This window comes from Psychrosphaera algicola (assembly GCF_028401425.1).
Classification (GTDB): Bacteria; Pseudomonadota; Gammaproteobacteria; order Enterobacterales; family Alteromonadaceae; genus Psychrosphaera; species Psychrosphaera algicola.
In genome coordinates, this window is record NZ_JAQOMS010000002.1 from 501764 (window position 1) to 526424 (window position 24661).

General features: G+C 38.7%; 16 protein-coding genes and 8 pseudogenes. 12 read left to right on the forward strand and 12 right to left on the reverse strand.

Going from position 1 to position 24661, the window contains the following annotated elements; translation table 11 throughout:
• Window positions 1–16: 16 nt before the first annotated feature.
• On the reverse strand, window positions 17–511 hold the full coding sequence (locus PN838_RS02650; protein WP_272179688.1) for a hypothetical protein: 495 nt from the start codon (window positions 509–511) through the stop codon (window positions 17–19).
• Between the two features lie 100 nt (window positions 512–611).
• On the opposite strand from PN838_RS02650, the pseudogene PN838_RS02655 reads away from it, so the two are divergent.
• The 8 genes and pseudogenes from PN838_RS02655 (at window position 612) to PN838_RS02690 (ending at window position 9459) form a co-directional block, all read left to right on the forward strand.
• Window positions 612–1825, forward strand: a pseudogene (locus tag PN838_RS02655) (pyridoxal phosphate-dependent aminotransferase).
• A gap of 64 nt (window positions 1826–1889) precedes the next feature.
• A pseudogene (gene yfbR / locus PN838_RS02660) lies at window positions 1890–2419 on the forward strand (5'-deoxynucleotidase).
• A gap of 8 nt (window positions 2420–2427) precedes the next feature.
• A pseudogene (locus tag PN838_RS02665) lies at window positions 2428–3746 on the forward strand (anti-phage deoxyguanosine triphosphatase).
• 485 nt (window positions 3747–4231) lie between these two features.
• Window positions 4232–5170, forward strand: a complete 939-nt coding sequence (locus PN838_RS02670; RefSeq protein WP_272179689.1) for a hypothetical protein — start codon at window positions 4232–4234, stop codon at window positions 5168–5170.
• A 17-nt stretch (window positions 5171–5187) separates the two neighbouring features.
• Entirely contained in the window at window positions 5188–5751 is a 564-nt protein-coding gene (locus tag PN838_RS02675) for a GGDEF domain-containing protein (RefSeq protein WP_272179690.1), read from the forward strand.
• A gap of 97 nt (window positions 5752–5848) precedes the next feature.
• Window positions 5849–7204 carry a nucleotide 5'-monophosphate nucleosidase PpnN gene (gene ppnN, locus PN838_RS02680; protein ID WP_272179691.1) on the forward strand — a complete coding sequence of 452 codons (1356 nt, stop codon included), beginning with the start codon at window positions 5849–5851 and terminating at the stop codon, window positions 7202–7204.
• A gap of 189 nt (window positions 7205–7393) precedes the next feature.
• Window positions 7394–7674 (forward strand): annotated as a pseudogene (locus PN838_RS02685) (DUF3192 domain-containing protein).
• Between the two features lie 3 nt (window positions 7675–7677).
• On the forward strand, window positions 7678–9459 hold the full coding sequence (locus PN838_RS02690; protein ID WP_272179692.1) for a hypothetical protein: 1782 nt from the start codon (window positions 7678–7680) through the stop codon (window positions 9457–9459).
• Between the two features lie 11 nt (window positions 9460–9470).
• On the opposite strand, the gene PN838_RS02695 is transcribed toward PN838_RS02690, so the two are convergent.
• From PN838_RS02695 to PN838_RS02705, 3 genes are read right to left on the reverse strand one after another with little or no spacing between them, the layout of a single operon-like run.
• The gene (locus tag PN838_RS02695; RefSeq protein ID WP_272179693.1) at window positions 9471–9830 is read right to left on the reverse strand and encodes a DUF423 domain-containing protein; all 360 of its coding nucleotides are present in this window, start codon (window positions 9828–9830) and stop codon (window positions 9471–9473) included.
• Window positions 9831–9861: 31 nt separating this feature from the next.
• The gene (locus tag PN838_RS02700; protein ID WP_272179694.1) at window positions 9862–10563 is read right to left on the reverse strand and encodes an alpha/beta family hydrolase; all 702 of its coding nucleotides are present in this window, start codon (window positions 10561–10563) and stop codon (window positions 9862–9864) included.
• On the reverse strand, window positions 10556–11464 hold the full coding sequence (locus PN838_RS02705; RefSeq protein WP_215963004.1) for a transcriptional regulator GcvA: 909 nt from the start codon (window positions 11462–11464) through the stop codon (window positions 10556–10558). Before PN838_RS02705 ends, PN838_RS02700 begins: the two co-directional genes overlap by 8 nt.
• A gap of 237 nt (window positions 11465–11701) precedes the next feature.
• Between PN838_RS02705 and cysK the strand changes: the two genes are divergently transcribed.
• Together cysK and PN838_RS02715 are read left to right on the forward strand one after the other, a co-directional pair.
• Entirely contained in the window at window positions 11702–12670 is a 969-nt protein-coding gene (gene cysK, locus PN838_RS02710) for a cysteine synthase A (RefSeq protein WP_215963005.1), read from the forward strand.
• Window positions 12671–12819: 149 nt separating this feature from the next.
• Window positions 12820–13281 (forward strand): hypothetical protein, encoded by a 462-nt coding sequence (locus PN838_RS02715; protein ID WP_272179695.1) that lies wholly within the window; start codon window positions 12820–12822, stop codon window positions 13279–13281.
• Between the two features lie 141 nt (window positions 13282–13422).
• Here the strand turns inward: PN838_RS02715 and PN838_RS25955 are convergent.
• Together PN838_RS25955 and PN838_RS02730 are read right to left on the reverse strand one after the other, a co-directional pair.
• Window positions 13423–14570: pseudogene (locus PN838_RS25955) on the reverse strand (gamma-glutamyltransferase family protein).
• 10 nt (window positions 14571–14580) lie between these two features.
• A pseudogene (locus tag PN838_RS02730) lies at window positions 14581–15186 on the reverse strand (gamma-glutamyltransferase).
• 80 nt (window positions 15187–15266) lie between these two features.
• Here PN838_RS02730 and rrtA point away from each other — a divergent pair.
• A complete protein-coding gene (gene rrtA, locus PN838_RS02735; RefSeq protein ID WP_215963008.1) occupies window positions 15267–15854 on the forward strand; it encodes a rhombosortase in 588 nt (195 codons plus the stop codon).
• A 44-nt stretch (window positions 15855–15898) separates the two neighbouring features.
• Here the strand turns inward: rrtA and PN838_RS02740 are convergent, their stop codons facing one another.
• The 5 genes and pseudogenes from PN838_RS02740 to PN838_RS02760 all read right to left on the reverse strand — a co-directional run bounded on the left by PN838_RS02740 (window position 15899) and on the right by PN838_RS02760 (window position 22293).
• A complete protein-coding gene (locus PN838_RS02740) occupies window positions 15899–17611 on the reverse strand; it encodes a S9 family peptidase (RefSeq protein WP_272179697.1) in 1713 nt (570 codons plus the stop codon).
• A gap of 151 nt (window positions 17612–17762) precedes the next feature.
• Entirely contained in the window at window positions 17763–18296 is a 534-nt protein-coding gene (locus PN838_RS02745; protein WP_272179698.1) for a hypothetical protein, read from the reverse strand.
• A gap of 208 nt (window positions 18297–18504) precedes the next feature.
• Window positions 18505–19583, reverse strand: a pseudogene (sohB, locus tag PN838_RS02750) (protease SohB).
• Window positions 19584–19648: 65 nt separating this feature from the next.
• The gene (locus PN838_RS02755) at window positions 19649–20848 is read right to left on the reverse strand and encodes a hypothetical protein (RefSeq protein WP_272179699.1); all 1200 of its coding nucleotides are present in this window, start codon (window positions 20846–20848) and stop codon (window positions 19649–19651) included.
• Window positions 20842–22293 (reverse strand): VolA/Pla-1 family phospholipase, encoded by a 1452-nt coding sequence (locus PN838_RS02760; RefSeq protein WP_272179700.1) that lies wholly within the window; start codon window positions 22291–22293, stop codon window positions 20842–20844. Before PN838_RS02760 ends, PN838_RS02755 begins: the two co-directional genes overlap by 7 nt.
• A 216-nt stretch (window positions 22294–22509) precedes the next feature.
• Here PN838_RS02760 and PN838_RS02765 point away from each other — a divergent pair.
• A pseudogene (locus tag PN838_RS02765) lies at window positions 22510–23257 on the forward strand (YciK family oxidoreductase).
• 8 nt (window positions 23258–23265) lie between these two features.
• Here PN838_RS02765 and PN838_RS02770 read toward each other — a convergent pair.
• The gene (locus PN838_RS02770) at window positions 23266–24531 is read right to left on the reverse strand and encodes an SO2930 family diheme c-type cytochrome (protein WP_272179701.1); all 1266 of its coding nucleotides are present in this window, start codon (window positions 24529–24531) and stop codon (window positions 23266–23268) included.
• Window positions 24532–24661: the final 130 nt, after the last annotated feature.

Here is a 24661-nt window from a genome sequence, read left to right on the forward strand (position 1 = left end):
AGTGATTTAAATCGTGTTATTTTTTGTCGCTGTCTGTTAAACATTGGTGTACAAAACGGTGGCAATTATTATTGACCACATCGTATTCGCGATACGTATATACGTTGCTAATAGCACGTTCTCCCACGCCTTCAATTACTATCGGATTGTGGTTTTTATCGCACGCAACAAACATATTATTGCCTGATCGGTCATCTAAAAAACGTTCATAAGATATTGCTTTAACTAAGCCATTTTCACTCAATTCAATTATGGTGTCCCGGTCAATCCAAATACCGGTGTGGTCAACAAGATTATAAACTTCACAACACACAATACTGCCAAACACTGGGGTCACTGTTTGGCCATTGTCATAGGTATCTGAAGGTGTTTTAGTGATACTGGAATGATATATATTAGAATAATCGTCATTTTTACGATTTAATTCTAAATTTCTATAGTGATTTTTGGTAGATTCATGTAACGCAGCCGCGCCTAACGCTAAACCTGCTGCAATTAAAGGTAATGCCATAATTTGTCTCAAATTTAATTAGTCACCTTTATATTGTTATGTAAAAATGTATTTATGACTGTAATAAGTTGCAACAAGATGTAAATGGAAATATAACGTAATGAAAACCATAAAAAAATCGAGCAAATTAGACAACGTATGTTACGACATTCGAGGACCCGTCTTAGATGAAGCAAAACGTTTAGAAGAAGCTGGTCACAAGATCCTAAAACTAAACGTTGGTAACCCTGCCCCATTTGGTTTTCAAGCCCCTGACGACATCTTAAAAGATGTCATTGCACAATTACCTAAAGCCTAGGGTTATTCAGATTCCAAAGGTTTGTATTCAGCTCGTGTTGCTATTATGCAATATTATCAGCAAAAAGGTCTACGAGACGTAACAGTCAACGATATCTATATCGGTAATGGGGTTAGTGAATTAATTTCCATGTCGATGCAAGCTTTGTTAGATAATGGTGATGAAGTATTAGTTCCAAGTCCCGACTATCCACTATGGACAGCTACCGTCTCGGTAAGTGGTGGTAAAGCCGTCCATTACCTTTGTGATGAAAATGATGATTGGGCACCTTCAATTGAAGACATTAAATCCAAGATCACAAAAAAACCAGAGCAATTGTTTTGATTAATCCAAACAATCCAACTGGTGCGGTTTATAGCAAAAAAGTATTGTTAGAAATTGCAGACCTTGCGGCGGAACATGATTTGATCATTTTTAGTGATGAAATTTATGACAAAGTTTTATACGACGATGCTGTTCATCACAGTATTGCAGCTATGCGTCAGGACCTATTTATTGTTACGTTCAGCGGTTTGTCTAAAAACTATCGAGTCGCGGGTTTTAGAACAGGATGGATGTTGCTATCGGGCCCCAAAAAATGGGCTGGCGATTACATTGACGGCTTAAACATGCTGGCATCAATGCGACTATGTGCCAATGTGCCATGTCAAAATGCAATTCAACAAGCATTAGGTGGGTACCAAAGTATCAACGATTTGGTCGCAAAAGAAGGTCGACTATACCGTCAAATGGATTATGCCTACAAAGCATTAAATGCCATCGATGGTATTTCAGTTACTCGTCCTAAAGGCGCAATGTATTTATTTCCGAAAATTGATCTGTCAAAATTTAATATTGAAGACGATGAAAAAATGGTGCTCGACTTACTAAGGCAGAAATACATACTCGTGGTCCATGGCCGAGGCTTTAATTGGCCAAGCCCAGATCACTTTAGATTGGTGTTCCTACCGCATATAGATGAGTTGAAAAAGGCCATCTCTGACCTATCTGACTTTTTAGATGTATACCGAAAATGATAATGGAACACAGTCACTTTTTGCCAATATCGCCCGCTTGAAGTTAATTCAACGCTGGCCTTTAATGCGAACCGTCACCACCGAAAATGTGCAGGAGCATAGCCATCAAGTGGCAACTGTCGCGCACATTTTGGCATTGATCAAAAACAAAAAGTTTAATGGCAACGTCAACCCTGAAAAAGCGGCACTCGTTGCGTTATATCATGACGCTAGCGAAGTATTAACTGGCGATTTACCCAGCCCAATTAAATATCACAATGAAGATATCGCAAACGCCTATAAAAAATTGAAGCAGTAGCCGAAAAATCATTGTTGCAAATGTTACCTGCTGAATTTAGGGAAGACTTCAGTGACCTTCTATTACATGAAAATATTGATCCTGAGATGGCTCGGATTGTGAAGTCAGCGGATGTAATTTGCGGTTTAATTAAAACCTTAGAAGAACTAAGCGCAGGCAATCATGAATTTGAGAAAGCCAAAAAGAACATTAACAAAACACTACAAAAGTATCGTTGCCCGGAAGTCGACTATTTTATGGATATGTTTTTACCAAGCTTCTCGCTAAACTTTGACGAAATTTCGTCACCACTTTAAGGCTTTAGATGACTGACGTTTGGAACAATCGACAATCGGGGGATGCCAATCAAAGACCCAACGATCAACGAGACCCATTCCAACGAGATCGCGCCCGGATATTGCATTCCGCGGCGTTTCGTCGTTTACAATCCAAAACTCAGATCCTCGGCGTAGGACAAGACGATTTTTATCGGACTCGATTAACTCATTCGTTAGAAGTAGCCCAAATCGGCACGGGGTTAACCGCTCAGTTAAGACAAAATAATATCGTCCTTAACCATCAATTTCTCAAAGCTGCTTTACCATCTGATGCACTAATTGAATCTCTTTGTTTAGCACATGATTTGGGTCACCCACCATTTGGTCACGGAGGTGAAATTGCGTTAAATTATATGATGAAATCCTCCGGTGGATTCGAAGCAAACGGACAAACATTCAGAATCGCAACAAAACTTGAACCCTATACACCCGCGTTTGGTATGGATCTTACGCGTCGAACCTTACTAGGGTTGGTTAAATATCCACTTTTAATTAAACAAAACCCTGAATTTATTCAGCCAAACAATATTTCGACAATTATACGTGCTGACAGTTGGAAACCCATTAAAGGTCTATTCGACGATGACAAGGCGAGCTTTGATTGGTTATTGCAACCTCTGACAGACAAAGACCGTAGTCAATTTTTAGAAATAGATACCGATGGTGCTGCAACGGGACCGTTTCTTTCTTTAAAAGCAAAATACAAATCTCTCGACTGTTCAATTATGGAACTAGCCGACGACATCGCCTACGGTGTTCATGACTTAGAAGACGCTATCGTGTTAGGCAAGGTGACGAGCGATTTCTGGCACGACGAAGTATTACCTAGCTTGTTAACGACCGGTAACCCTTGGGCAAAAAACACGCCAAGCAACTGTCTATAATGTTATTTAGCAAAGAACATCATCAGCGAAAAAATGCAATTGGTGCCCTAGTAAATCACCTAATCACCAATATAAGCATTGTCAAACTGCCTACCCCGTTTGCCGAAACATTGCTTCAATATAACGCTCAATTACTTCCTACGGCACAACCGGTGTTGGACTTATTGAAACGATTTGTTTTTAAACATGTAATCCAAAATACCGAAATCCAACAACTGGAATTCAAGGGACAAAGAATGTTAATTTCATTATTTGAAGCCTTTTCGTGTGATCCAAAGCGCCTGTTGCCAACTCAAGTAAAACAATTATGGTTAATGAGTGAAGAACAAGGACTCAACTCTGATCGGATAATTTGCGATTATCTCGCTGGGATGTCTGATGACCACGCAATCCGTGTTTACAACCGTTTGTTTGGCATGTAGTACTAATTCATACCACAATTCAAAATTCCACTTCTATCTTCCTCTTTGAATTACACACATGACATAAAAAGTAAAGCCTCAATAAACACAACCCATTGTATTTAAACAAAAATATAAACCACCTGTGTGAGGACAGAAATAGAGTGTCTATAAGTAATTACACGAAGTCGTTATAAACACCTGTCCATTCTGTAAGTAGTCATGTAAGTAATTATGTAAGTCGACATGTAATAGTACAAAAAGACTTTCACTTTGGATAAAAAAGACTATGCTTATCGAACTAGCAAAAACTGTAAGTCAATTTTACAAGGGTGGGACAAGATCATGAATGACGAATATCAAGCGGAACCAAATTGGTTACCCTACTATCTGCTTAAAAAACAAAAGTAATTCCAGAAAAAGCCATCTTCAAGATGGCTTTTTTATACTTTAAAATTATAGTTATCTTAGTAACTTCTTTAGCTATGGATATTTAGACTACGGATATGAGTGAAAAAGATAAACAAAATCAACTGGAAGATGTGATTGTTCAACACGAGCGAGCATTAAAGCTTGCGTTAACTGTCGTAGACAAGATGGGAAGTCTAACCAAAGGTCAAGATGTAGAAGTTGACAATAAATTAACTCAACTTAGAAAAACAACAGGTAAAGGTGTTGAGCTGTCAACGCTTACGTCTCGACTTACAGAAACTCATGAATCGATAAAGTCCTTAGAAAATCAACATTATTTAAAACAGAAAGCCCTACGAGACTTTCTGTTAGAAGCTGGGGAAACCTTGCAATCCGTAAAAGGGATGGAAGAAAACGTTCGTAGGAAACTGCGCATGGTTGTAAATAAGGTAAAGTCTAAAGAGACTTTGTTATTTAATGAATTGCAACCAACGGTTGCCAATTTGGTTGAAACCTACCGCTTGGTCGCTCTGCAATTTCAACAAAAGCCTGTTGAAAACCAATCAAAAGATCAACAATTAAACCCTAAATTACTAAAGAACATAATAGTTCGCCTCGATAAGCTCTCTCAGAATGCGATTATTAAGCCGCGATTAAATGAGTTTAAAAAACGCATCGACGTTTCTACACATGATTTTGACCGTTTAGAAATTTGTCTTACGTATTTTGAAGAGTCCGTGACTCAATTTTCTGAAGAATTTTTACAAACTCAAAAACTCATTTTAAATGTGAATGCGGCATTGGCCGATGTCCACAAAACACTGATTAAGTCGATAAATTGTTCTAAAGATTACGGCAACCAACTCGAACAGTTAAATAGAAAAATAGATGGTCAAATCGACGAGTTATCTAAAAATGCCGACAGCGCTAATAGTGTTTCTAATCTTAAACAGATAATTGAAAACAAATTAAACGTTATTACCGAGTCGATTAAGCAGCGCGATGACTTGGAAAACAACGCGCTGCTGATTTAGACAATGTTTTGCAAGACATGGAATCTAAATTGGCTAATTTAGAGCAAAGAACGGAGTTTTATCGTAAAAAATGGCTCGAAGAGATCGCTAGAGCAGATTTAGATGCGCTGACCAACTTGCCAAATCGTGGCGCGTACGACAAACGATTTAACGAAGAATTTAAGCGTTGGTTACGGCACCCAGATCCGCTGTGTATTGCCGTGATTGACGTAGATCACTTTAAAAAGATAAACGATAAATATGGGCACTCTGTAGGTGACAAGACGCTACAAATTGTTGCCAAAACCCTGAGAACCTCGTTACGTGAAACTGACTTTTTAGCTCGATATGGCGGTGAAGAGTTTGTTTGCTTAATGATAAATACTGACGCGACAAATATGTTAACCCCACTTGAAAAACTGCGTAAAGCAGTCAGTTCAATTCCTTTCAAAGTAAAAAATGATCGACTAAACATAACGGTTTCAGTTGGTGTCACTATGTTAGTGGCAACGGACAACGTTCACACTGCGTTTGATAGAGCTGACAAAGCGCTATATGAAGCTAAAGATGCGGGTCGAAATAGAATTTGTTATAAAAAGTAGATCTTAAAAATAATAATTAAAAAACAATCAACATAGATGATGTAATTAAAAATACATCTTTCCTTGTTAAAACAAAGCATTAAATCAAGGAGAAGATATGAGAATACTTCTAAGTCCACTTAGTGGCATGAATTTACTATCGCAACACGAAGTTGAACAACTTAAACAATCATCCAACAGCAACCTATATAATTTATTTAGAAACTGCGCCCTAGCCGTTCTCAATGTTGGCACCGAATCTGATGACAGTTCTGAAGCACAGACAAAATACAAAGACTTTGAAATAAACTTATTAAGCCGTGAACGCGGTATTAAAATCGAATTAGTTAACCCGCCGACTTCTGCATTTGTAGACGGCAAAATTATTGTCGGTATTCAAGAACATTTACAAGCCGTTATCAGAGACATTTTGTATAACGCTAACCGCTATCCAAATGAGAGATTAGCTGAACTTGCATCGGGCGCAATTATTACTAATGAAGTTTTTGAAATGTTGCGTAATGCAAATGTGGTATCACCTACGGATCATCCTAACCTCGTCGTATGCTGGGGCGGACATTCGATAAAAGATCATGAATACCAATATACAAAAGAAGTGGGATATCAATTAGGCTTAAGAAAATTGGATATTTGCACCGGTTGTGGCCCTGGTGCAATGAAAGGCCCGATGAAAGGTGCAGCATTAGCGCACGCAAAACAACGCATAGATTCAGGCCGTTATTTAGGTCTCACGGAACCCAGTATTATAGCTGCAGAAGCCCCCAATCCAATCGTTAATGAATTAGTTATATTGCCAGACATTGAAAAGCGCCTTGAAGCCTTTGTACGTGTCGGACACGCAATTATCATCTTCCCAGGGGGCGCTGGAACAGCTGAGGAACTTTTATATATCCTAGGCATCATGTTACATCCGGATAATAAAAAACAAGTATTACCTATCGTATTGACGGGACCAAAAGAGTCGATAAGTTACTTTGAAGAAATTGCTAACTTTATCGAATTGACATTGGGCCAAGAAGCACTAGATTTAATCAAGATCATTCCAGATGATCCTAAGCAAGTTGCTCGCTATATTTCTGAAAAAATGGAAGATGTAAGGGTGTACCGCAAAGAAAATGGTGATGCTTATCAGTTTAATTGGACATTAAAAATAGATCAGGGTTTCCAACAAAGCTTTAACCCAAGTCACGAGAATATGGCAAGTTTAGATCTCCATATTAACCAAGATAAAAAAGAACTCGCTGCGAATCTACGTCGCGCATTTTCTGGCATCGTCGCTGGCAATATAAAAGAAGATGGCGTTCGTTCTGTAAAAGAGCACGGGCAATTTATATTAGATGGTGATGCTGAACTGATGTTGGCGATGGACAAGCTCCTCGAAGCTTTTGTCCAACAAGGCAGAATGAAATTACCAGGTGCCAAATACGAACCTTGTTACAAAATAGTGACTTAATATCCGAGTTAATTGTTAAACTTCTTTGACAAGGCTTGATGCTTTCAAGTTATAATGCGCGCAAAATAAAAGAGAGATTGAAGGAATGTTATGTCTAATAAAGTAGTTAAATTTGCAGGTATAGGATTTGGACTATATGTCGTATTTGCAGCTACGGTCATTACATTTTATGAAGATGATCCAGACCAAATGGACTGGGAAGATAGGCAGGCGTTTAATAAAATTTATATTAATAAATTGTCTATTAACGATCAGATCCTAAAATCTCATGTCATTGATTCGTTAGGTTCACCTGACCTTACAGAAGCAAGGCAAGTAGAAGACGGTACCATTCAGGTAATGTTCTACCGTACGCAGCATCAAAAAGTGATGGTATCACCACAAAAGACGAATGTACGCCGATGTTATTCAAGAACGGTCAGTTGATTGCTTGGGGCGCCGGTGCATATGAAAAGTTCACTCAATACTAATTTGTGCAAAACGTTCAAGAACACCTACATAACGGCCAACAGGCGCTTTCAGAGTTTTTAAAAACGCTTCGAATTTGTCAGTTGGCGGTTAAAAAACAAGACACTGCTGAAATTAATGCCAGCATAACGCTGTTAATCGATAATGCGTTTGTATTAAATAAACTAAATCCATTTTGGTTTACTTTACTTTATGGTTCAAAACTCATTGCGGTTACCCCTTTTGTTGGCGCCTTACTAAATTGTATCGTCATCGGCCTACGATTGGGTAATGCCTGTTCGTTAACAAAAGAAACTCAAAAAGAACTGTTAATTACTTGTTGTACCGTTATTTATAGCGGAAAACCGATATTTGAGAAGTTATCTATCGATCCAAAGCTAACCGCTTCGACAAAAACAAGTTTAAGTACCCTTCTAGCGCGTTCGTACAAGTACGCTTGTTCTGAGGCGTTTGCAGAAACCAATACGCATACCATATTAGGGGCTATCTTAGGTGGGTCTACTTGTAAAAATAGAAGACTAACCGTTCAAGCATTAGTTACTATTGTTATCAATTATTGTTTATCCGCGTGTCGTCATCAAAAAACTAGGAAATACAGTAGTGACCAACTACTAAGCCAAATTGCCTATGGAAATTATGTTCTACCTGTAGATTCACGTTTGTCTTCTTTCTATCAACAAATCGTGATGCAAAAACTCCATACGGATGAATCTGTCGTCTTCGTTGAACAAAACAACAAACAACTCATCGCCATACTCAATGGCAGTGTTATAGAAGCCTGCATTAGTATTGCCGAAAACCAAAAGAAGCCGAGTAACTACGTTATTCAAGAAGTGAAATTTGATGAAGAAGCACAATACGACAAAAATATTCCAATATTTAAATTGGAACAGATTAATAACTTAAGCTTGCGTTTATTACGACTCGGTTTGTCTAACAATACACCGATAGAAGTCCCTATCTTGCCAGTTGAGAACATAAGATTTAATGCGCCTATTAGTTATCCAGCGTTATATCAGCTTATTAATATTGCGCCAGTTAACAAAATAGAACAGTTTTTAAATGAACAAGCGGATATAAATTCTGTTATTGGTTACGCCCAATCTCAATCAAAAGAAGTCAGAGCAAACTTTACGTTAAAACATGCCATTGGTTTAATTGGCATTGAACGATTACCGGCTATTTTAATGAGGCAACAGTTTTTACGTATTGCCTATAGTCAAAATGATAAATTTAGCCATTTAATCATTAACAAACTCGATCAATTTATTGCAATAACATCTTTGTTGTCGAGAAAGCTAGATTTACAACAACAAAATGTCAGTGAAAAATCGGTATTAGTGTTAATCATGGCTGGTTTGATTTCCAACCCTCAAATTCTTAACAAAGATCCGTTAAAAACGTTAAAAACAAAATCGAAAATAGATTTTTCTTTATTAGATTACTTTGAGTTATCGGACAATAAAGTTTTGAAGACCCATATTTCTCAAATTTGTGTTAATTGGCATGTCGATAAACATGTTAGAAACCAACTCGATCTATATCTAAAATATATTGAAAAATCAGCGCCGCTTCGCTTAATTCCAAAGAAATATCAATTTGTCATCTTATGTATAGAGCTTGCAGGCTACATGTATTTAGCTATTAATTCAGTGAGTTATAGAGGATTGTTACGCGACGAGCAAGTGCAAAATATTATGACCGAATTAAAGCTCGATAAAGCCGATATACGTGAATTACTTAACCAAGTCGTGGAAAACGCTGCGCCTATTACTTCACTTGAGTAAATTCATATTGCCTAAAACAATGCCAAGGCAATTACGCCCCAACCTACGATCATTAACATGCCACCAAACGGCGTAAGCATTGCAATAATTTTTAACGTAAATGACACTAACATAAACAACGAAACAGAAAACGTAATCACGCCAAATAGGATCAGTTTTAATCCAAGTGTAAGTTTTGGTGACTGTGGTAAACAACTTAAAATTAAAATCCCTAAACCTTGCGAAAGCAGATAATTAGAGGCCGTTGCCCACGTTGTAAGTTCTGAGGTCGTTAATATATCTTTAAGACCATGTGCACCAAATGCTCCGGCAAGAACCGATAACGCAACTAAAACACACGCTATTGCTTTAAAATTCCAGTAATGATTCATCGTAGTCCCCTGTTAAACATTTTAATTTATCTTATTTGCCAATCACTTTGTAAATAAAGTCGTTAGACAATTTTGCCGCTAATTCTAAATTATCTTCATATGTTTTGCCCGACGACTTCAATGGTTTAAAACTATGATCACCATTTGTGATCCAGCTTATTGTAACTTGGTCTGGGAATGTTTTAGAATTTAACACAGTGGTATTACCAAACGTGTCGCGCTCACCTTGTAAAATCAACGACGAACACTGCAGGTCTTTAAAATGTTGAGTTCGAGACTCAAACTTTTCAGGCTTTCCTGATGGGATAAATGGATAACCTAAAACAATATTTCCTGCAATGTTCACGTTTTCCAATTCAGCCAACGTTTGTTGTGCAAGTGACATGCTTGAAACCAAACTCGACACTCGGCCTCCCATGCTTTTGCCAGCAACAAACAAAGGTAAATCCGCACCAAATTGTCGAGTCGCTTCACCTATTTCAGAAAAATAATGTGTTACTAGCTTATCGACTTTATTTGGCGGACGTCGTTTTTCCGTTTCATACATAATTTGCATATATGGAAAATTAAATGACCACACCGCAATATTATATTGGGCCATTAAATGGCAAAACGAATCCATAAATTCGTGCTTAAGGCCAGCGCCAGCGCCGTGGGCAATAACTAAAACAGCTTTTATATCGTTAGGGATGTAAGTTCGTCTAATTTCGCCAACCGTCGTGATCTTAATCAAGTTCAATGGCCTCTTGTTCTTGCTTAACAGCCGCTAACAACCAGTTTCTAAATGTTACGATCTTTGCCGTATCTGATTGGGCTTCGCGGCAGACTAAATAGTATGCATTTTTACTGACGAGTACTTGATCAAATGGCATTACCAAACGGCCAGAATCGATGTCAGGCTTGGCTAAAACACTATGTGCTAATGCCACTCCTTGACCATGTATCGCGGCTTGCAGCACCATAGATGAATGGGAGAATATTGGTCCTTGATTTACGTTGAGATCGGGCAGCCCCGCAACCTTCATCCATTCCTTCCAATTTTTCCTAGATGAATCATGCAGCAAAGTATGATGACGTAAATCCTCTGTCGAACGTATCGGACGATCACTTGCTAACAATAGTGGACTACACACTGGGGTCAGGTACTCGGTATGAAGTTTATCGGCATTCACTCCTTGCCAATGACCTAATCCGTAATAGATCGCTACATCAACATCATCAGTAAGTGAGCTGTCATCATGATCCTGCGCTTTAATTCGCACATCGATGTCGGGATGTAACGCAGAAAATTCAGATAAACGCGGCACTAACCACTGGATCGCAAAACTTGGCGTGAGCGCGATACTTATCGTGCCCTTCGCTCCCCGCGTTAATAACTTTTCGGTTGCTTCGTAGAGATGCGCAAAAATATCTTTAATATCGAGATAATAGCTTTGCCCTTCTTCAGTAAGTAAAAGAGATCGATTTCGACGCATAAATAACTTAATGCTTAGATGATCTTCTAATAACTTAATTTGATGGCTGATTGCTGCTTGAGTAACAAACAACTCTTCCGCGGCTTTAGTAAAACTAAGATTGCGCGCGGCAGCTTCAAATGCTTTTAATGAATTTAGCGGGGGTAAACGACGTGCCATAGTAAAATTCACATTATTATTATTAATGCCAAAGTGTAACACTTATCTAATTATCCGACAGCGTAAATTGATTTTTTTGGCCCTCAATATAGGAAAAAATAGGTGTAAAGATTTCGATATGTTTCTGCTATTAACTTAAACGAATATGTTATTTAAAAAACGAACTTTTATTTTTGCCTCTGACGTTATTTACTAGCACCGTTGCTAAAAAACTATAACCATGAAGGTATTAAAAAAATGAGCTCTATTTACGAAGATAATTCACGCTCGATAGGCAAAACGCCATTAGTTAAACTAAACCGAGTTACTGGCGGTAACGTATACGCAAAGATTGAATCAAGAAACCCTTCATTTAGTATTAAATGTCGTATCGGCGCGAATATGATTTGGGACGCAGAAAAATCTGGTCGTCTTACGCAAGATAAAGAAATTATCGAGCCTACTTCGGGTAATACGGGTATTGCACTTGCTTTTGTTGCGGCTTCTCGTGGTTATAAATTAACGTTAACAATGCCAGAAACAATGAGCTTAGAGCGTCGTAAGTTATTAGTGGCACTAGGTGCGAAACTAGTGTTAACTGAAGGTCCAAAAGGCATGGGCGGCGCAATTGCTAAAGCGCAGGAAATTGTTGCTTCAGATCCTGAAAAGTACGTTTTATTACAACAATTTGAAAACCCAGCTAATCCTCAAGTTCACTTTGAAACTACAGGCCCAGAAATTTGGGATGATACCGAAGGGACAATTGACGTCTTTGTCGCTGGTGTTGGTACTGGCGGTACGATTACAGGTGTTAGTCGCTATATTAAACAAGAAAAAGGCAAGCAAATTCAATCTGTTGCTGTAGAACCTGTTGATTCTCCGGTTATTGCTCAAAAACTTGCTGGTGAAGACTTAAAACCTGGACCACATAAAATTCAAGGTATTGGCGCAGGCTTCATTCCTAAAAACTTAGACTTAGACTTAATTGACTCAGTTGAAGCGGTTAGTAATGATGAAGCAATGGAAATGGCACACCGCTTAATGAAAGAAGAAGGCATTTTAGCAGGTATTTCTTCAGGTGCTGCAGTAGTTGCAGCTAAACGTATTGCTGAAAAACCAGAAAACAAAGATAAGGTTATTGTTGTAATCTTACCTAGTTCTGCAGAGCGTTACTTAAGTTCGCCTTTATTTGCTGAAGTATTCACTGATTCTGAACTTGTACAATAATTTGAATTAGTTTGCTTTTTAAAAGCGTTCAAAAAAACTCAAAGTTTTATAAACTTTGAGTTTTTTTTGTTTTAGGTGGATCATTTAAGTGTTCACGATAGACTAATGGAAGAAAGATTTTTATCTTTGGCCAAAAATAAGGAATTTTTGTGAATATCATCCGAACACTTGTCGTGATTTTTGTTTTTATTAATTTGTATGCTTGTAAAGAGCAAAGTAGCAATATTCCTGCATTTGCAAACCCCAATGCACCTGAATATCGTGCATTAACGTTTTTTGATGCCATTTATAACCAAAATGACATTTCTCTATTGTTAAAATATGTTACCAAAAAGCATGCTCGGATCATAAAGAGTTATGGTACGCCTAAAGGTTATTCGCGTTATGTGCTAAATATGCAATTTGATAAGGGAGTCGACTTAAAAATTGATCGAACCTTAAATCAAGTTAAAGTTGGGGACAATAACACTACGTCAGTCAATATTTTGTTCACGGGCAAATACCTCGGTGCACTTAAAAACGACCTTAGAAAAGTTAAATTTGTTAAAGAAAAAGGTGAATGGCTCATTGCCGAAATTGCCGACGACCCTTATGCAAGACAACATAAATAACCCAACAATTATCGGTTAGCATTTTGTTAGAGTTAGCGTTTCAGTTTGATTGTGATTGTGATTGTGATTGTGATTGTTGGGGACGCTAGAGAACAATAAAACGCAAGCGCACTTAGTTATACAAAAAGTGCGCCCTGACTATTAAAGCCCTTTTGCCGTACCTTCTCTACGAGGGTCTGCAGCCCCCTTCCAGCCATCTTTAGTTTTAATTATGGCGTGGATACCTGAGGTTAGTTCAGATAGCCTTATGGTGTGTCCCATCTGTTCCAATTGCGTTTTGTACTGTGCCAATATCGAATCTTTTTCCAACGTCGTATAGCCATTACGATTTGAAAACCTCGGACCGTTCACAACGTCGTCAAGATCCATCTCAAATTCCAATAGCCCAAGCAAGGCATACCCAACATAGTTTATAATACGGCTGCCACCGGGTGAGCCTAAAACCGCAAACAATTCGTCATCCTTCATGACAATCACTGGTGTCATACTGCTTCTTGGGCGTTTATTCGCTTCCACTCGATTAGCAACTAGTTTCCCGTTTACCTTTGGTGCTAATGAAAAATCGGTTAGTTGATTATTTAATAAAAACCCACCAACCATAACCGTCGAACCAAAGCCCATTTCAATACTTGTTGTCATTGAGATTGCATTACCCTCTTTATCGACAATTGATAGATGACTCGTATTAGGCTGCGCGATTGATACGTTTGCGGCATATTCTTTACGTCCAATAATGCCCGCTGTGGCTTTCCCCATATCCCGTTTTTCGTTTATTAGTGCACTGCGCTTGGTTAAATACTGTTTGTCCAACATTGCTAAGGTAGGCACATCTACAAAATCACTATCAGCGATATATTGGTCTCTGTCGGCAAATGCCAGTCTCGCTGCTTGAGAATAAAGATGTAACGTTTTGGCACTAAAAAATTCAAACCGGTGAAATCAAACGGTTCTAACATCGCTAAAATTTGCAATACCGTTATGCCGCCTGAGCTTGGTGGCCCCATGCTGCAGATATCAAAAGATGAGTCTCTTTTAGTGTAGTCTAAACATTCAACCTGACGTTCGATTGATTGATAGTTCTTAAGATCCTCAAGTGCTAATAACCCGGGGGCAACCGGAGCATTATTGACTGCTTCAACAATTTGTTTAGCGACAATCCCGTTATAAAACGCCTTAATACCATTTTTAGCAATAAGCTTTAATGTATTGGCATAAGGTTTATTAACTAACAGACTGCCTTCTTTAATGGCTTTTCCATTTGGGTAAAAATATTCTTTAGCCGGACTCAACCGAGCAAGACTAAGGATTCATATGCATGGCGACTAATTTGGCTAAACGAGGACTTACTCGAAATCCATTCTCAGCTAATTTTATCGCGGGTTGAAAAAGCTTGTGCCATTCTAATTGGCCTTTTTTTCATGTACTTGATGCAACATATGGAGAACACTAAGGTACGCCCACTGAACGTCCACCGATAACAGCATCAATCCATCTTACAGGTTTACCGTTTTCAAAGAATAATTCTGGAGTAGCCGCAGATGGGGCTTTTTCACGACCATCAAAAGAGGTCATTTGTTTTGTCTTGGCGTCATACCATAATAAAAATGCGCCACCACCTATGCCTGAGGACTGCGGTTCAACTAAAGTTAATACCAGTTGTATAGCAACAGCAGCATCAATAGCATTACCACCTTGCGCTAACATTGCTAAACCCGCATCTACAGCATGAGGATTTGCTGCACTGACCATCGCCTCACTAGCAATAGCAGACTTCTGGTAGTTCATTCCAGTAAAGGCTTCTGGTACCGCTCTAGAAACTGCATTTTCGTGAGTTTGTTCGGCCGCCATTAAAAACTGGCTAGACAGAGTTGCAATGGTGAAAGTAATAAGAGTTAATACGCGCATAGTTACTTCGAATAATTTGTTATTACCGTAATGTTATCAAATCACACATTAAACACATACTACAAAATAGGGTCATTTACATGTTAGGTCTACCGTTGCGACGTCAGTTTATAATTGGGCCGCTACTTGTATTTAGTTGCATGATCTTACTTCATTTATTTGAACCCTACTCCAGCGAATTATTAGGGTTGTTTCCAACCAAGGTACTTGATGGAGAATGGTGGCGAGTGATCACAGGCCAGCTTTTACACACCAATTTAAATCATTTGTTATTAAACTCTTCTGGATTAGTTTTAGTCTGGGCGTTACACGGTGAATATTACAGTGTTAAACACTATCTAATAGTGATGCTGCTATGCCTTACCCTCGTTGGCATAACACTCATGTTTTTTGCTAATTACAGTCATTACGCCGGTTTATCTGGGGTCCTACATAGTCTGTTAATCTACGGTGGCATTATAGATATCACCAAACAAGAAAAAACAGGTTGGTTGCTGTTACTAGGTATTGCAATTAAAGTTGCGTACGAAAATATTGTAGGGGCGTCAGCGGAAACCGAAGAGTTAATTGGTGCTTCCGTTGCAACCGAAGCACATCTGATAGGTGTTATCGTAGGGTGTGTTGTTGCCGTATTCTACTTTTATTATCAGGTAATACGGCACAAATAAAAAGGGCCTATTGGCCCTTTTAAAAACTAAACATTTTTTAAGCGTTATAAGTGAGTTTCAAACAACTTATAAATACGACGATACTCGTCTAACCAACTTGAAGGTTGAACAAACCCATGCGGTTCAACAGGATAGATAGCCGTTTCGAAATTCTCTTTTTCTAATTCTATGAGGCGCTGAACGAGTCGCACAACGTCAACAAAAAACACGTTGTTGTCGACCATTGGCGCATTAATTAGTAAAGGCTTATTGAGTCCTTCTGCAAAATATATTGGTGAACTTCGTTGATAGGCTAAAAGATCGTTTGTCGGGCGATTGAGAATATTAGACGTATAACCGTCATTGTAATGGGCCCAGTCGGAAACCGGACGCAACGCAGCCCCTGCTTGGAACAAATCAGGTGCTGTAAATAAGGCCATAAACGTCATAAAGCCGCCATATGAACCACCGTAAGTTCCAACACGTTGTCTATCAACACTGACGTTTTCTACTAGCCAGTTAACACCATCTTTTAAATCTTCTATTTCCGGTGTACCCATTTGACGATAAATTGCCGTACGCCAATCGCGGCCATACCCTTTTGATGCTCGGTAATCCATATCCATTACAACATAACCCTGTTGGGTCAAAAAGTTATGGAACATAAACTCCCTAAAATAATAGGAAAATCCATAGTCACTATTTTGGGTGTACCCGGCGCCATGATTAAAGATTACGGCTTTGTAGCTTTTAGCTGGATCATAATTTTTAGGATAATAAACTTTAGAGTAAATAGGCTGTTCTTGATTTGACGACGGTACCGCAACAATTTTTGGTGCCTGCCAATCGTAGTCAACAAATTCTTTCGATACCGTTTGAGTTAACTGCGTAACTTGATTGTTATTTGTTAAATCAACTAAGTACAACTCATTTGGGCGAGTTAGTGTTGAATGCGTTATGAGTAATTTTGTTTCATCAGGAGATATAGAAAATTCATTATTTCCTAACATCGAAGTTAACGCTTCAGGTTTACTTTGTTTTTTGCTGTCAGTTGCTACACGGTAAATTTGGTAGTCTCCTGGGTGGTTTACGTTCGCTCTAAAGAAAAACGATGAACCATCCGAGTTTACTTTTAAACTTGATACTTCAAATTTTCCATCAGTAACCTGTCGAACCTTTTTACTAGAAATCGATTTTGTATAGATATGAGAATACCCATTTTGTTCTGATAAAAAATAAAGTTTGTTTTGATTTGGTAACCAGCCAAAATCGTTAAATGTGTAGTTTATCCACGCATCGTCATGTAATTGATGTTGCTGTTTCAACTTGCTTTTATCAAAATCAACTGTGGCTATCCAACGGTCTTTATTATCCCAAGCTTCCAACATGATAGCGACATTATCACCAGACTGTTGCCACTGAATTGGGCTTTGCTCCCAGCTCCAATCAATAATCAAATTAACGGTTCTATCTTGTTTTTCACTTTTGTACTTTTTACCTAATGCCTTAGCATTCTCGGTTTTAACAGATTTAAGTACGTCTTTGTCAAAATCATCCAAATTTGAAATAGTGATCTGAGACTGTTTTCTATCTATTAAATCCACATACCAAAATGTTTGTTGATTAGGTTCAGCGTCAGCGACTCTAGATCTAACTTTTTCAGCATGAATTCGACCATCATCACCAATATAATTTGGCATGATATCGCCGTCACTTCGCCAATTTTTCTTTTTCGCAGTAACAACAATCATCTTGTCACCACGTGGTGAAATAGACACATCGACAAGTCTGTCTTCAGGTGAGAAAAAATACTCCTGAGAAAATACACTTTTATTTTTTGATTAATCATTGAACTGTAATTGAATCGCTCAACTTCATCTCTATGTTCATTCGCAACAAACTTAATTAATTTGTGCTGCTCAGTACTAATTACATCATCTTTAATTTTTGGTGCTTCAGGTTTTTTTCAAAACTTAGTTTGACCAGTTCTTTTTCAGTTTTCGAATTTAGATCAAAAACATAAGCACTAAAATCGCGCCAAAATAACAATCGATTGTCGTTCAAAAACATAGGTTCATTTTCAATTGAACTGGAAAAGGTAAGTTGCGTTACCTTGTTGATTGCAATGTCGACAGTAAATAAATTACCCTCAAAAACATAGGCTGCTAGGGTTTTATTTCGGTTAAAAACTAACTCGTCTTGGTGGTTTAAATGTAATGTTTCTATCGGCACCTTTGATTGGGATAAACTTGATAAATTCACTTTCATCAGGTTTTCAATGGCGGTTTCCGTTTCTTGCTGGAATACAACAGAATCTGATGTCGCAAGCCACGCAGCAGAAGATGGTGCGGCTCCAATCCAACTAGGATCTGACATTATTTTTTCAAGGGTTAATTCTGAACTTTCCGCAAAGGTAAATAATGGAAATAGTAGTAACGAGAGTAAAATCGATTTATTTTTCATATTGTAATCCAAAAATGAGTTGCCAATATTTAACCATTGTTTGGGTTACTTCGCCATATTGAGACGGCGAATTAACAGAATAATACTATTAACGAATATCCTAAAATGTAAACCGATTGAAAATTACGGTGGCAAAAACAAAAACGTTAGGCACCTATAGCCTAACGTTTCATTCTTTTGTTAATCGAATTAACGAGTTATATGAGTATTATTTAGTATTAGTCACCGACCACGAAGACAAAACACCAAATACCCTTTTCAAGCCAAGTTCAGCGGCTATACCAAATTTTTCCGCCAAATTATGTTTTATCTTAAACTCAATTTTATAAACGTCGTATTTTGTTAAGTTCGTTAGTACAAAATCATCACTTGTTAATATTTCGTCAACTAAACCGAGATCTTTGGCTTGAGTTCCATACCAATGTTCACCAGTTGCCACTTTATCAATATCAACCTCTGGTCTATGATCCGCTACAAACTGTTTAAATAAATCATGTGTTTCATTTAACTCTTGCTTGAATTTTTCACGCCCTGCGTCGGTATTTTCACCTAGGACAGTAAGCGTTCGTTTATAGTCGCCCGCAGTATGCTGTTCAATATCAATATCAACCTTTTTCAAAAGACGATTAATATTTGGTATTTGAGCTACCACACCAATTGAACCAATAATTGCAAAAGGTGCTGAAATTATCTTATCCGCAACACAGGCCATCATATACCCGCCACTTGCAGCCACTTTATCAACCGCAACTGTTACTTTAAGATTTGCATTTTTAAGACGATCAATTTGTGAAGCGGCAAGCCCATAGCCATGAACCACTCCACCGGGACTTTCCAAATTGATTAATACTTCATCATTTTCTTCAGCAACCGAAATAATGCAACTAATCTCTTCACGAAGAGATTCAACTTCTTGAGCATCTACGCCACCGTCGAAACGGATGACAAATAACTTAGCTTTTGTTTTAGCTTCATCATCTTTCGCTTTTGACTTTGCCTTCTTAAGTTTCTTTTCTACTTTTTCTAATGCTTTAATTTGGCTTTTATCAAGCATGGCTTTTTTACATCGTCAATCTCTTGCTCTTTTGATTCAGAGATATTTTCTAAGTACAATTCGCCCTTCTTGCTCGATTTTCCTTTCATTGCGGCACCCGCAATTAACCCAATAACAATACCAACGGCTACAACAACCGTAGCAATTTTGGCCAAAAACAAACCGTATTCGTATAAAAATTCCAATGGATTCCCCTTATATTCAACCCAACATTTGTGGGGACTTTTTTGCAAAATTCAACGTTTTGAAGTGATAAAAACAAAAAACCAGCCGAAGCTGGTCTTTTTAATTTTGGCTTTTACTGACTACACGTTTCCGGGTTGCCACCTTTAACAAGGCAAGCACCTAACGTATTGTCGCCAATCTGAACTGAAGCACCGTTACTTAAGAAATAGTAATTCATCATTAAGTTCAGGTCTTGGTTTAATAGCGCGTACAATGTTGGGTAATTACCACCTAAACTCGTCGCAGGAGACAATATTGTACTGTGAGATCCTGCCGTTAGACGGACAATACCACTTACCGAACCACTAGAGTCCATCATTGATTCAGTTATCGATTGCAGACCAATTGAGGTCGCTAGACCGCTTGTTCCTGCCATAGGATTAGTTGCTACGAAGTTTGGAACAACTAAATCTGATGGGTTGTCACCACCACGGTCAATATCGCCAACCATTTCAATCATCAATACTGGTGTTTGGGTTGCCGCTAACAAACCTGCATAGTTTGTTGGGTCAGTCGCTTCTACAATTGCCTGTGCAGCAAATGAGAACTGAGCAAATGCGGACGCCATTCCAGCTTTTTCAGCGTCACTTGCTGAGGCTACAAATGCATTGTAGGCACAAACCAAGGCAATATTTTGATCAACAACTTCAAAGTTTTCGTTAAGTGCCGCGCCACATGATGGCTCTTGAGCAACAATTAATCCATAGTTAGCAGGTTGTAAATTTAGCGCCATAGACTGGCTTAACTCATTGCCCAAACCGTAAATAACTGACGCCTTAACTAACGGACTAAACGACGCTGATTCCAATAGGAAGTTAACTAATGAACCGCCACCGTTGGCTAGGAAAGAGGCGTTAATTTTATAAGCCGCATTTATCGCTGCATCAGTTGCTGCATCACCAGTATTCGCTGGCGTATTAGCTACTGCAGTAAAAGCTGTACCTGTAATCGCACCCAGTGAGTGTCCCATGTAATAAACTCGAGTTGAGTCGATTACACCGGCATCTGGAGGTGTTACACCGTCTTGCGAATATGCCGTTACATCAGCCATTGCATTAAGTGATAAACGAAGTCGTAACGCATCGGCTACCGATTGACGGCCGTTATCACGCGCCGTTAACAAACTTTGTAAGTTTAAGTAATGCGTAGGGTTTTCAGTTGATGCATTAATAACAACACCATCATCTGTAAAACCACGACTACCATGCAAAGGATGGTCTATCGCTACCGTAGCAAATCCGAACATAGATAAGAAACCTGTCGCGGCTAGCATATCTTCTTTTTGCTTGTAATACCGTGTTGTAAAATAACAACTGGCCAACCTGCATCTGGTCTACCAGCAAGCGGCGTTAAGCCTTGTTCTGCTCGTATGGAGTTAGCATTATCCAGATTAGGAAGGGTAATTTGTACATCAACAGTTTCCATACTCTTAACTTTAGGTACAGGATTGTACTTAGTTAAATGACGTTGAGTATCAATACCAAAATCTGCCAATCCAATTTGCGCACTTGAACACAATTCGTGATTATCACCAGTATTCGCTGAAAGTGCTACAAGTTGGTCTTGAGTAAGTGATTGCAACATTACGCCACTATCACATGCCGCTTCCCAGCGTCCCGTTAATGGGCTGCCTGTTTCAGCATTCTCTAGGTAATAAGGCATGCTAATTTGAGCACCATATACATCAGCAGATGAATAGAGCTTGTAAGGCAGTGATTCAGGATCATTTTCAATAGCGCCGGCTTGAGCAAAGGCTTGAGCGACGTTAAAACCCTGTGACAACATCAAAGTCGCAACGCTTGACGGGTCAGCCGCAGCCATGCCCGAAAATTTCTGTGCGTTTAACAATTTTGTTATCTGAAGAGGATCCGTTCCCGGTACACCTGCTGATTGCACAGTAAATACTTGGGTATAAACAATCGCGTCTTTATTTGCGCCAAATGTATCAGCAAGTGTGTTTTCGAAATTATTAAACATTGTTTGTAATAATCGAATACCAGCTTGAGTTTCATTTAATTCAGACGCTGTTAGATCAGGATGTACAATAGGAAGTGTATTTATATCTTGTTCTACCGACGCGTAGGTCGAAGAAGGATTTAATGGATTACCATTAGAGTCTTTAATTTCTTTAGTTAACGCCACAGCATATGACTTGCCAGCTTTAAGCGGCTTTAACGGAACAACGGCGATGTTGCCACCAGACAGTGTTGTTACATAATCAACGCCAAACGTTAGTCTTGCAGTGCCTTTACAGATTAGACCTGCTCTAGAAGCATCGGCACAATCTGGGTCTGAAAGTTCAGGAAACTTAACAACTTCATACAATGCAACCGCATCACCAGACATTATAGAGGTTGCGTCCAACGTCACACCTGAGTCATACGCAAGTTCAATAGTGAATGGGTTTTGAGTACCCCATCCGTCTAAGGCACCCAATGCAGAAGCTGGGCTTGCCCAATTGACAGATTCACCGGCAGCTTTAGAAGCAACTTCTTCTGGCATTTCCAGAGTGAAATCTTGTGTGCCACTATAGAGTAAATCATTTGGAACACTCAGTTTGCCATTTGAAGGGTCAAACACTACCGATACTTTAGGTTGCGGTTCGTTTGCTTCAACTAGTGACGCTGAATCTTTTTGAATATTTTCTAACGTTGTATCGTCACAGGCAGTGAGCCCTAGAATACTCGTTACGGCTATACTTATTGCTAATTTTTTCATTTTTCTCCCTAGGTCCTATTTTTTTATTATCCGTTTGTAGGTACGGCTTTAATTATGGGACTTTCTAAACAGCTTAGACCAGTTAAAGTTACATGAGAAATTTAATTTTAGCTAGTCCCTAAATAAAAATTAAGAATAATAATTTTGTAACGATGATTTTATTAAATTGAAGAGGTAATATGTCGGCCTTTGATAAATAGAATTTTATTGGCCGAAATGAATCACGTAAGTTTTAAACCCGCAGCAAACGAACTCGACGGTAAAGTCATCTTAATCACCGGAGCCGGTGATGGCATTGGCAGACAAGCTGCCTTGACCTACGCAAAACTAGGTGCTGAAACCATATTATTAGGTAAAACTGTTAAAAAATTAACGGCTGTTTACGACCAAATAGTCGCGGAAGGTGGTAAAGAACCCGCTATAATTCCTCTCGATATGAAGGGCGCAACGGTTAAAAACTATAAAGATATGGCCCTAACTATTGAAAGTGAATTTGGTAAATTGGACGGATTACTTAACAATGCGTCAATTTTAAATTCGCTAAATCCCATCGATCATATCTATGAAGATGCGTTTGATAAAGTGATGAAAGTGAACTTAAAGGCGACGTTATTTTTGACACAAGCATTAATTCCGGTGCTAAAAAGGCCGATAAATCATCCGTTATATTTACATCAAGCGGCGTTGGTAAAAAGGTCGTGCGTTTTGGGGTGAATATGCAATTTCAAAATTTGCAACAGAAGGCTTAATGCAAACAATGGCGGATGAATTTGGTCATACAAATATTCGTACAAATTGCATTAACCTAGGGGCTACAAAAACAACCATGCGTTCGAAAGCCTACCCTTCTGAAGACGTATCCCTGCTTAAGTTACCAGAAGACATTATGCCAACTTATGTCTATTTAATGTCTGATCAATCAGTTGATGTTAATGGCGAATCACTAGACGCTCAACCCAAATAGCCAAAACGTTAATTGTTACAACTTACGATAGGCATACGATTAATCCAATCGTTTATCAGTTTAATGCCTTCTAAATGAACACTATGTCGTCCAATGGGCGGCATAATGTCTTTAGCGGTCGTAACCGACATTCGATAAGGCAAAATAGACTGCTCTGCATTCCTTAGCACAATGTCATATGAAAGATGATTTAGGCCTCCGTCATATCCAGGCGGCTTTTTACAAATCCCATGTTTGATTGATGTAGCGTCGCGCCAGTATTCTAATCTAAGCCCTGAAATGCCCCCAAATCCTCCGTCTTGATGACAATGAGCACAATTAACGTCAAGATAGCCTTTGGCTGCTTGATCAAGTTCAAGGTCAGTGACTGGAAATTTAGGTACTGTATTGGTCGCTGCAATGTTTGTCTCATCACCTGACAACAACCCATTAATTTGCATGTTTCTAAGTTGCGTTTCTGACTGGTTAGCTAAAGGCCAATTTAAAAAACGGGCTTTTAAACCAATGGGTAAAAACACCAACTCATTTGTGTCCGTTTCTTTTTGATGACAATTTTTACAGGTCGTCTTAGACGGAATTTCATAACGAAAATCTATTGTTTGCTGCGCGTTCGTCATAACTACGTCAACCAATGCACCATACTTAGTTAAAATAGCGTCTTCACCATCGTCGGTCCATTTAAACGGCAACGCAACCCAACCATCGGTGCGTTTGATTAATAATCGAGTTTCAATCAATCGTTCGTGTTCTGCGCCTCTAATGGCCGTATCAAATGGCATAGCAAATGTCTTAACTAAGACCGTTCCTAAAGGCATTTCAAAAGCGTCGTCAAAGGAATACGTCATTTGTGAGTTTTCAGGTAAAAACACAAACCGATACTTACTTGCGTAATCACTAAATAGTTCAGCCGACAATTGATAATATTGCCCTGCTCCATTTGCATCATATTGTGGTTGTTTAATGTTCTTGAATAACTTGTATTGGCTTAACAAATTACAATCCGCGTGACTAAGCGCATCCCAATTTACACTTGTTGAATCTTGCTGACAGTCTGCTGGAGACGCCAAAGCTAAACGCGCGAGTTTCTCTTCTAGCGTTTCTACCGCGTTTTCGTCGTCGTTTTTGTCATCATTTTCGTCGACAACAATGTCGGTGCTATCATCGTCCTTTGGCACATCGACCACATCTTCTGGTGGTGTTGTCTTCGATGTTTCACCACACGAGAATAGACAAAAGCACATGATAATATAGAAAATAAGGTGTGATTTTTTCATAAATAAAAAGCCCTTTTTAAGGGCTTTCCAATGTTAATCGCTCGTACAGGAGCTGAGATTATACGGCGCACTATTGAGGCGACTAATCCACTCCCCAATTAACAATACCCCTTCCTTATGGATTAAAGAA

What these genes read in the sequence shown, in the direction of transcription:
- PN838_RS02650 (WP_272179688.1), bottom strand. Translation starts at nt 511, where the DNA reads ATGGCATTACCTTTAATTGCAGCAGGTTTAGCGTTAGGCGCGGCTGCG.
- PN838_RS02670 (WP_272179689.1), top strand. Translation starts at nt 4,232, where the DNA reads ATGAGTGAAAAAGATAAACAAAATCAACTGGAAGATGTGATTGTTCAA.
- PN838_RS02675 (WP_272179690.1), top strand. Translation starts at nt 5,188, where the DNA reads ATGGAATCTAAATTGGCTAATTTAGAGCAAAGAACGGAGTTTTATCGT.
- ppnN (WP_272179691.1), top strand. Translation starts at nt 5,849, where the DNA reads ATGAGAATACTTCTAAGTCCACTTAGTGGCATGAATTTACTATCGCAA.
- PN838_RS02695 (WP_272179693.1), bottom strand. Translation starts at nt 9,830, where the DNA reads ATGAATCATTACTGGAATTTTAAAGCAATAGCGTGTGTTTTAGTTGCG.
- PN838_RS02705 (WP_215963004.1), bottom strand. Translation starts at nt 11,464, where the DNA reads ATGGCACGTCGTTTACCCCCGCTAAATTCATTAAAAGCATTTGAAGCT.
- cysK (WP_215963005.1), top strand. Translation starts at nt 11,702, where the DNA reads ATGAGCTCTATTTACGAAGATAATTCACGCTCGATAGGCAAAACGCCA.
- rrtA (WP_215963008.1), top strand. Translation starts at nt 15,267, where the DNA reads ATGTTAGGTCTACCGTTGCGACGTCAGTTTATAATTGGGCCGCTACTT.
- PN838_RS02745 (WP_272179698.1), bottom strand. Translation starts at nt 18,296, where the DNA reads ATGAAAAATAAATCGATTTTACTCTCGTTACTACTATTTCCATTATTT.
- PN838_RS02755 (WP_272179699.1), bottom strand. Translation starts at nt 20,848, where the DNA reads ATGCTAGCCGCGACAGGTTTCTTATCTATGTTCGGATTTGCTACGGTA.
- PN838_RS02760 (WP_272179700.1), bottom strand. Translation starts at nt 22,293, where the DNA reads ATGAAAAAATTAGCAATAAGTATAGCCGTAACGAGTATTCTAGGGCTC.
- PN838_RS02770 (WP_272179701.1), bottom strand. Translation starts at nt 24,531, where the DNA reads ATGAAAAAATCACACCTTATTTTCTATATTATCATGTGCTTTTGTCTA.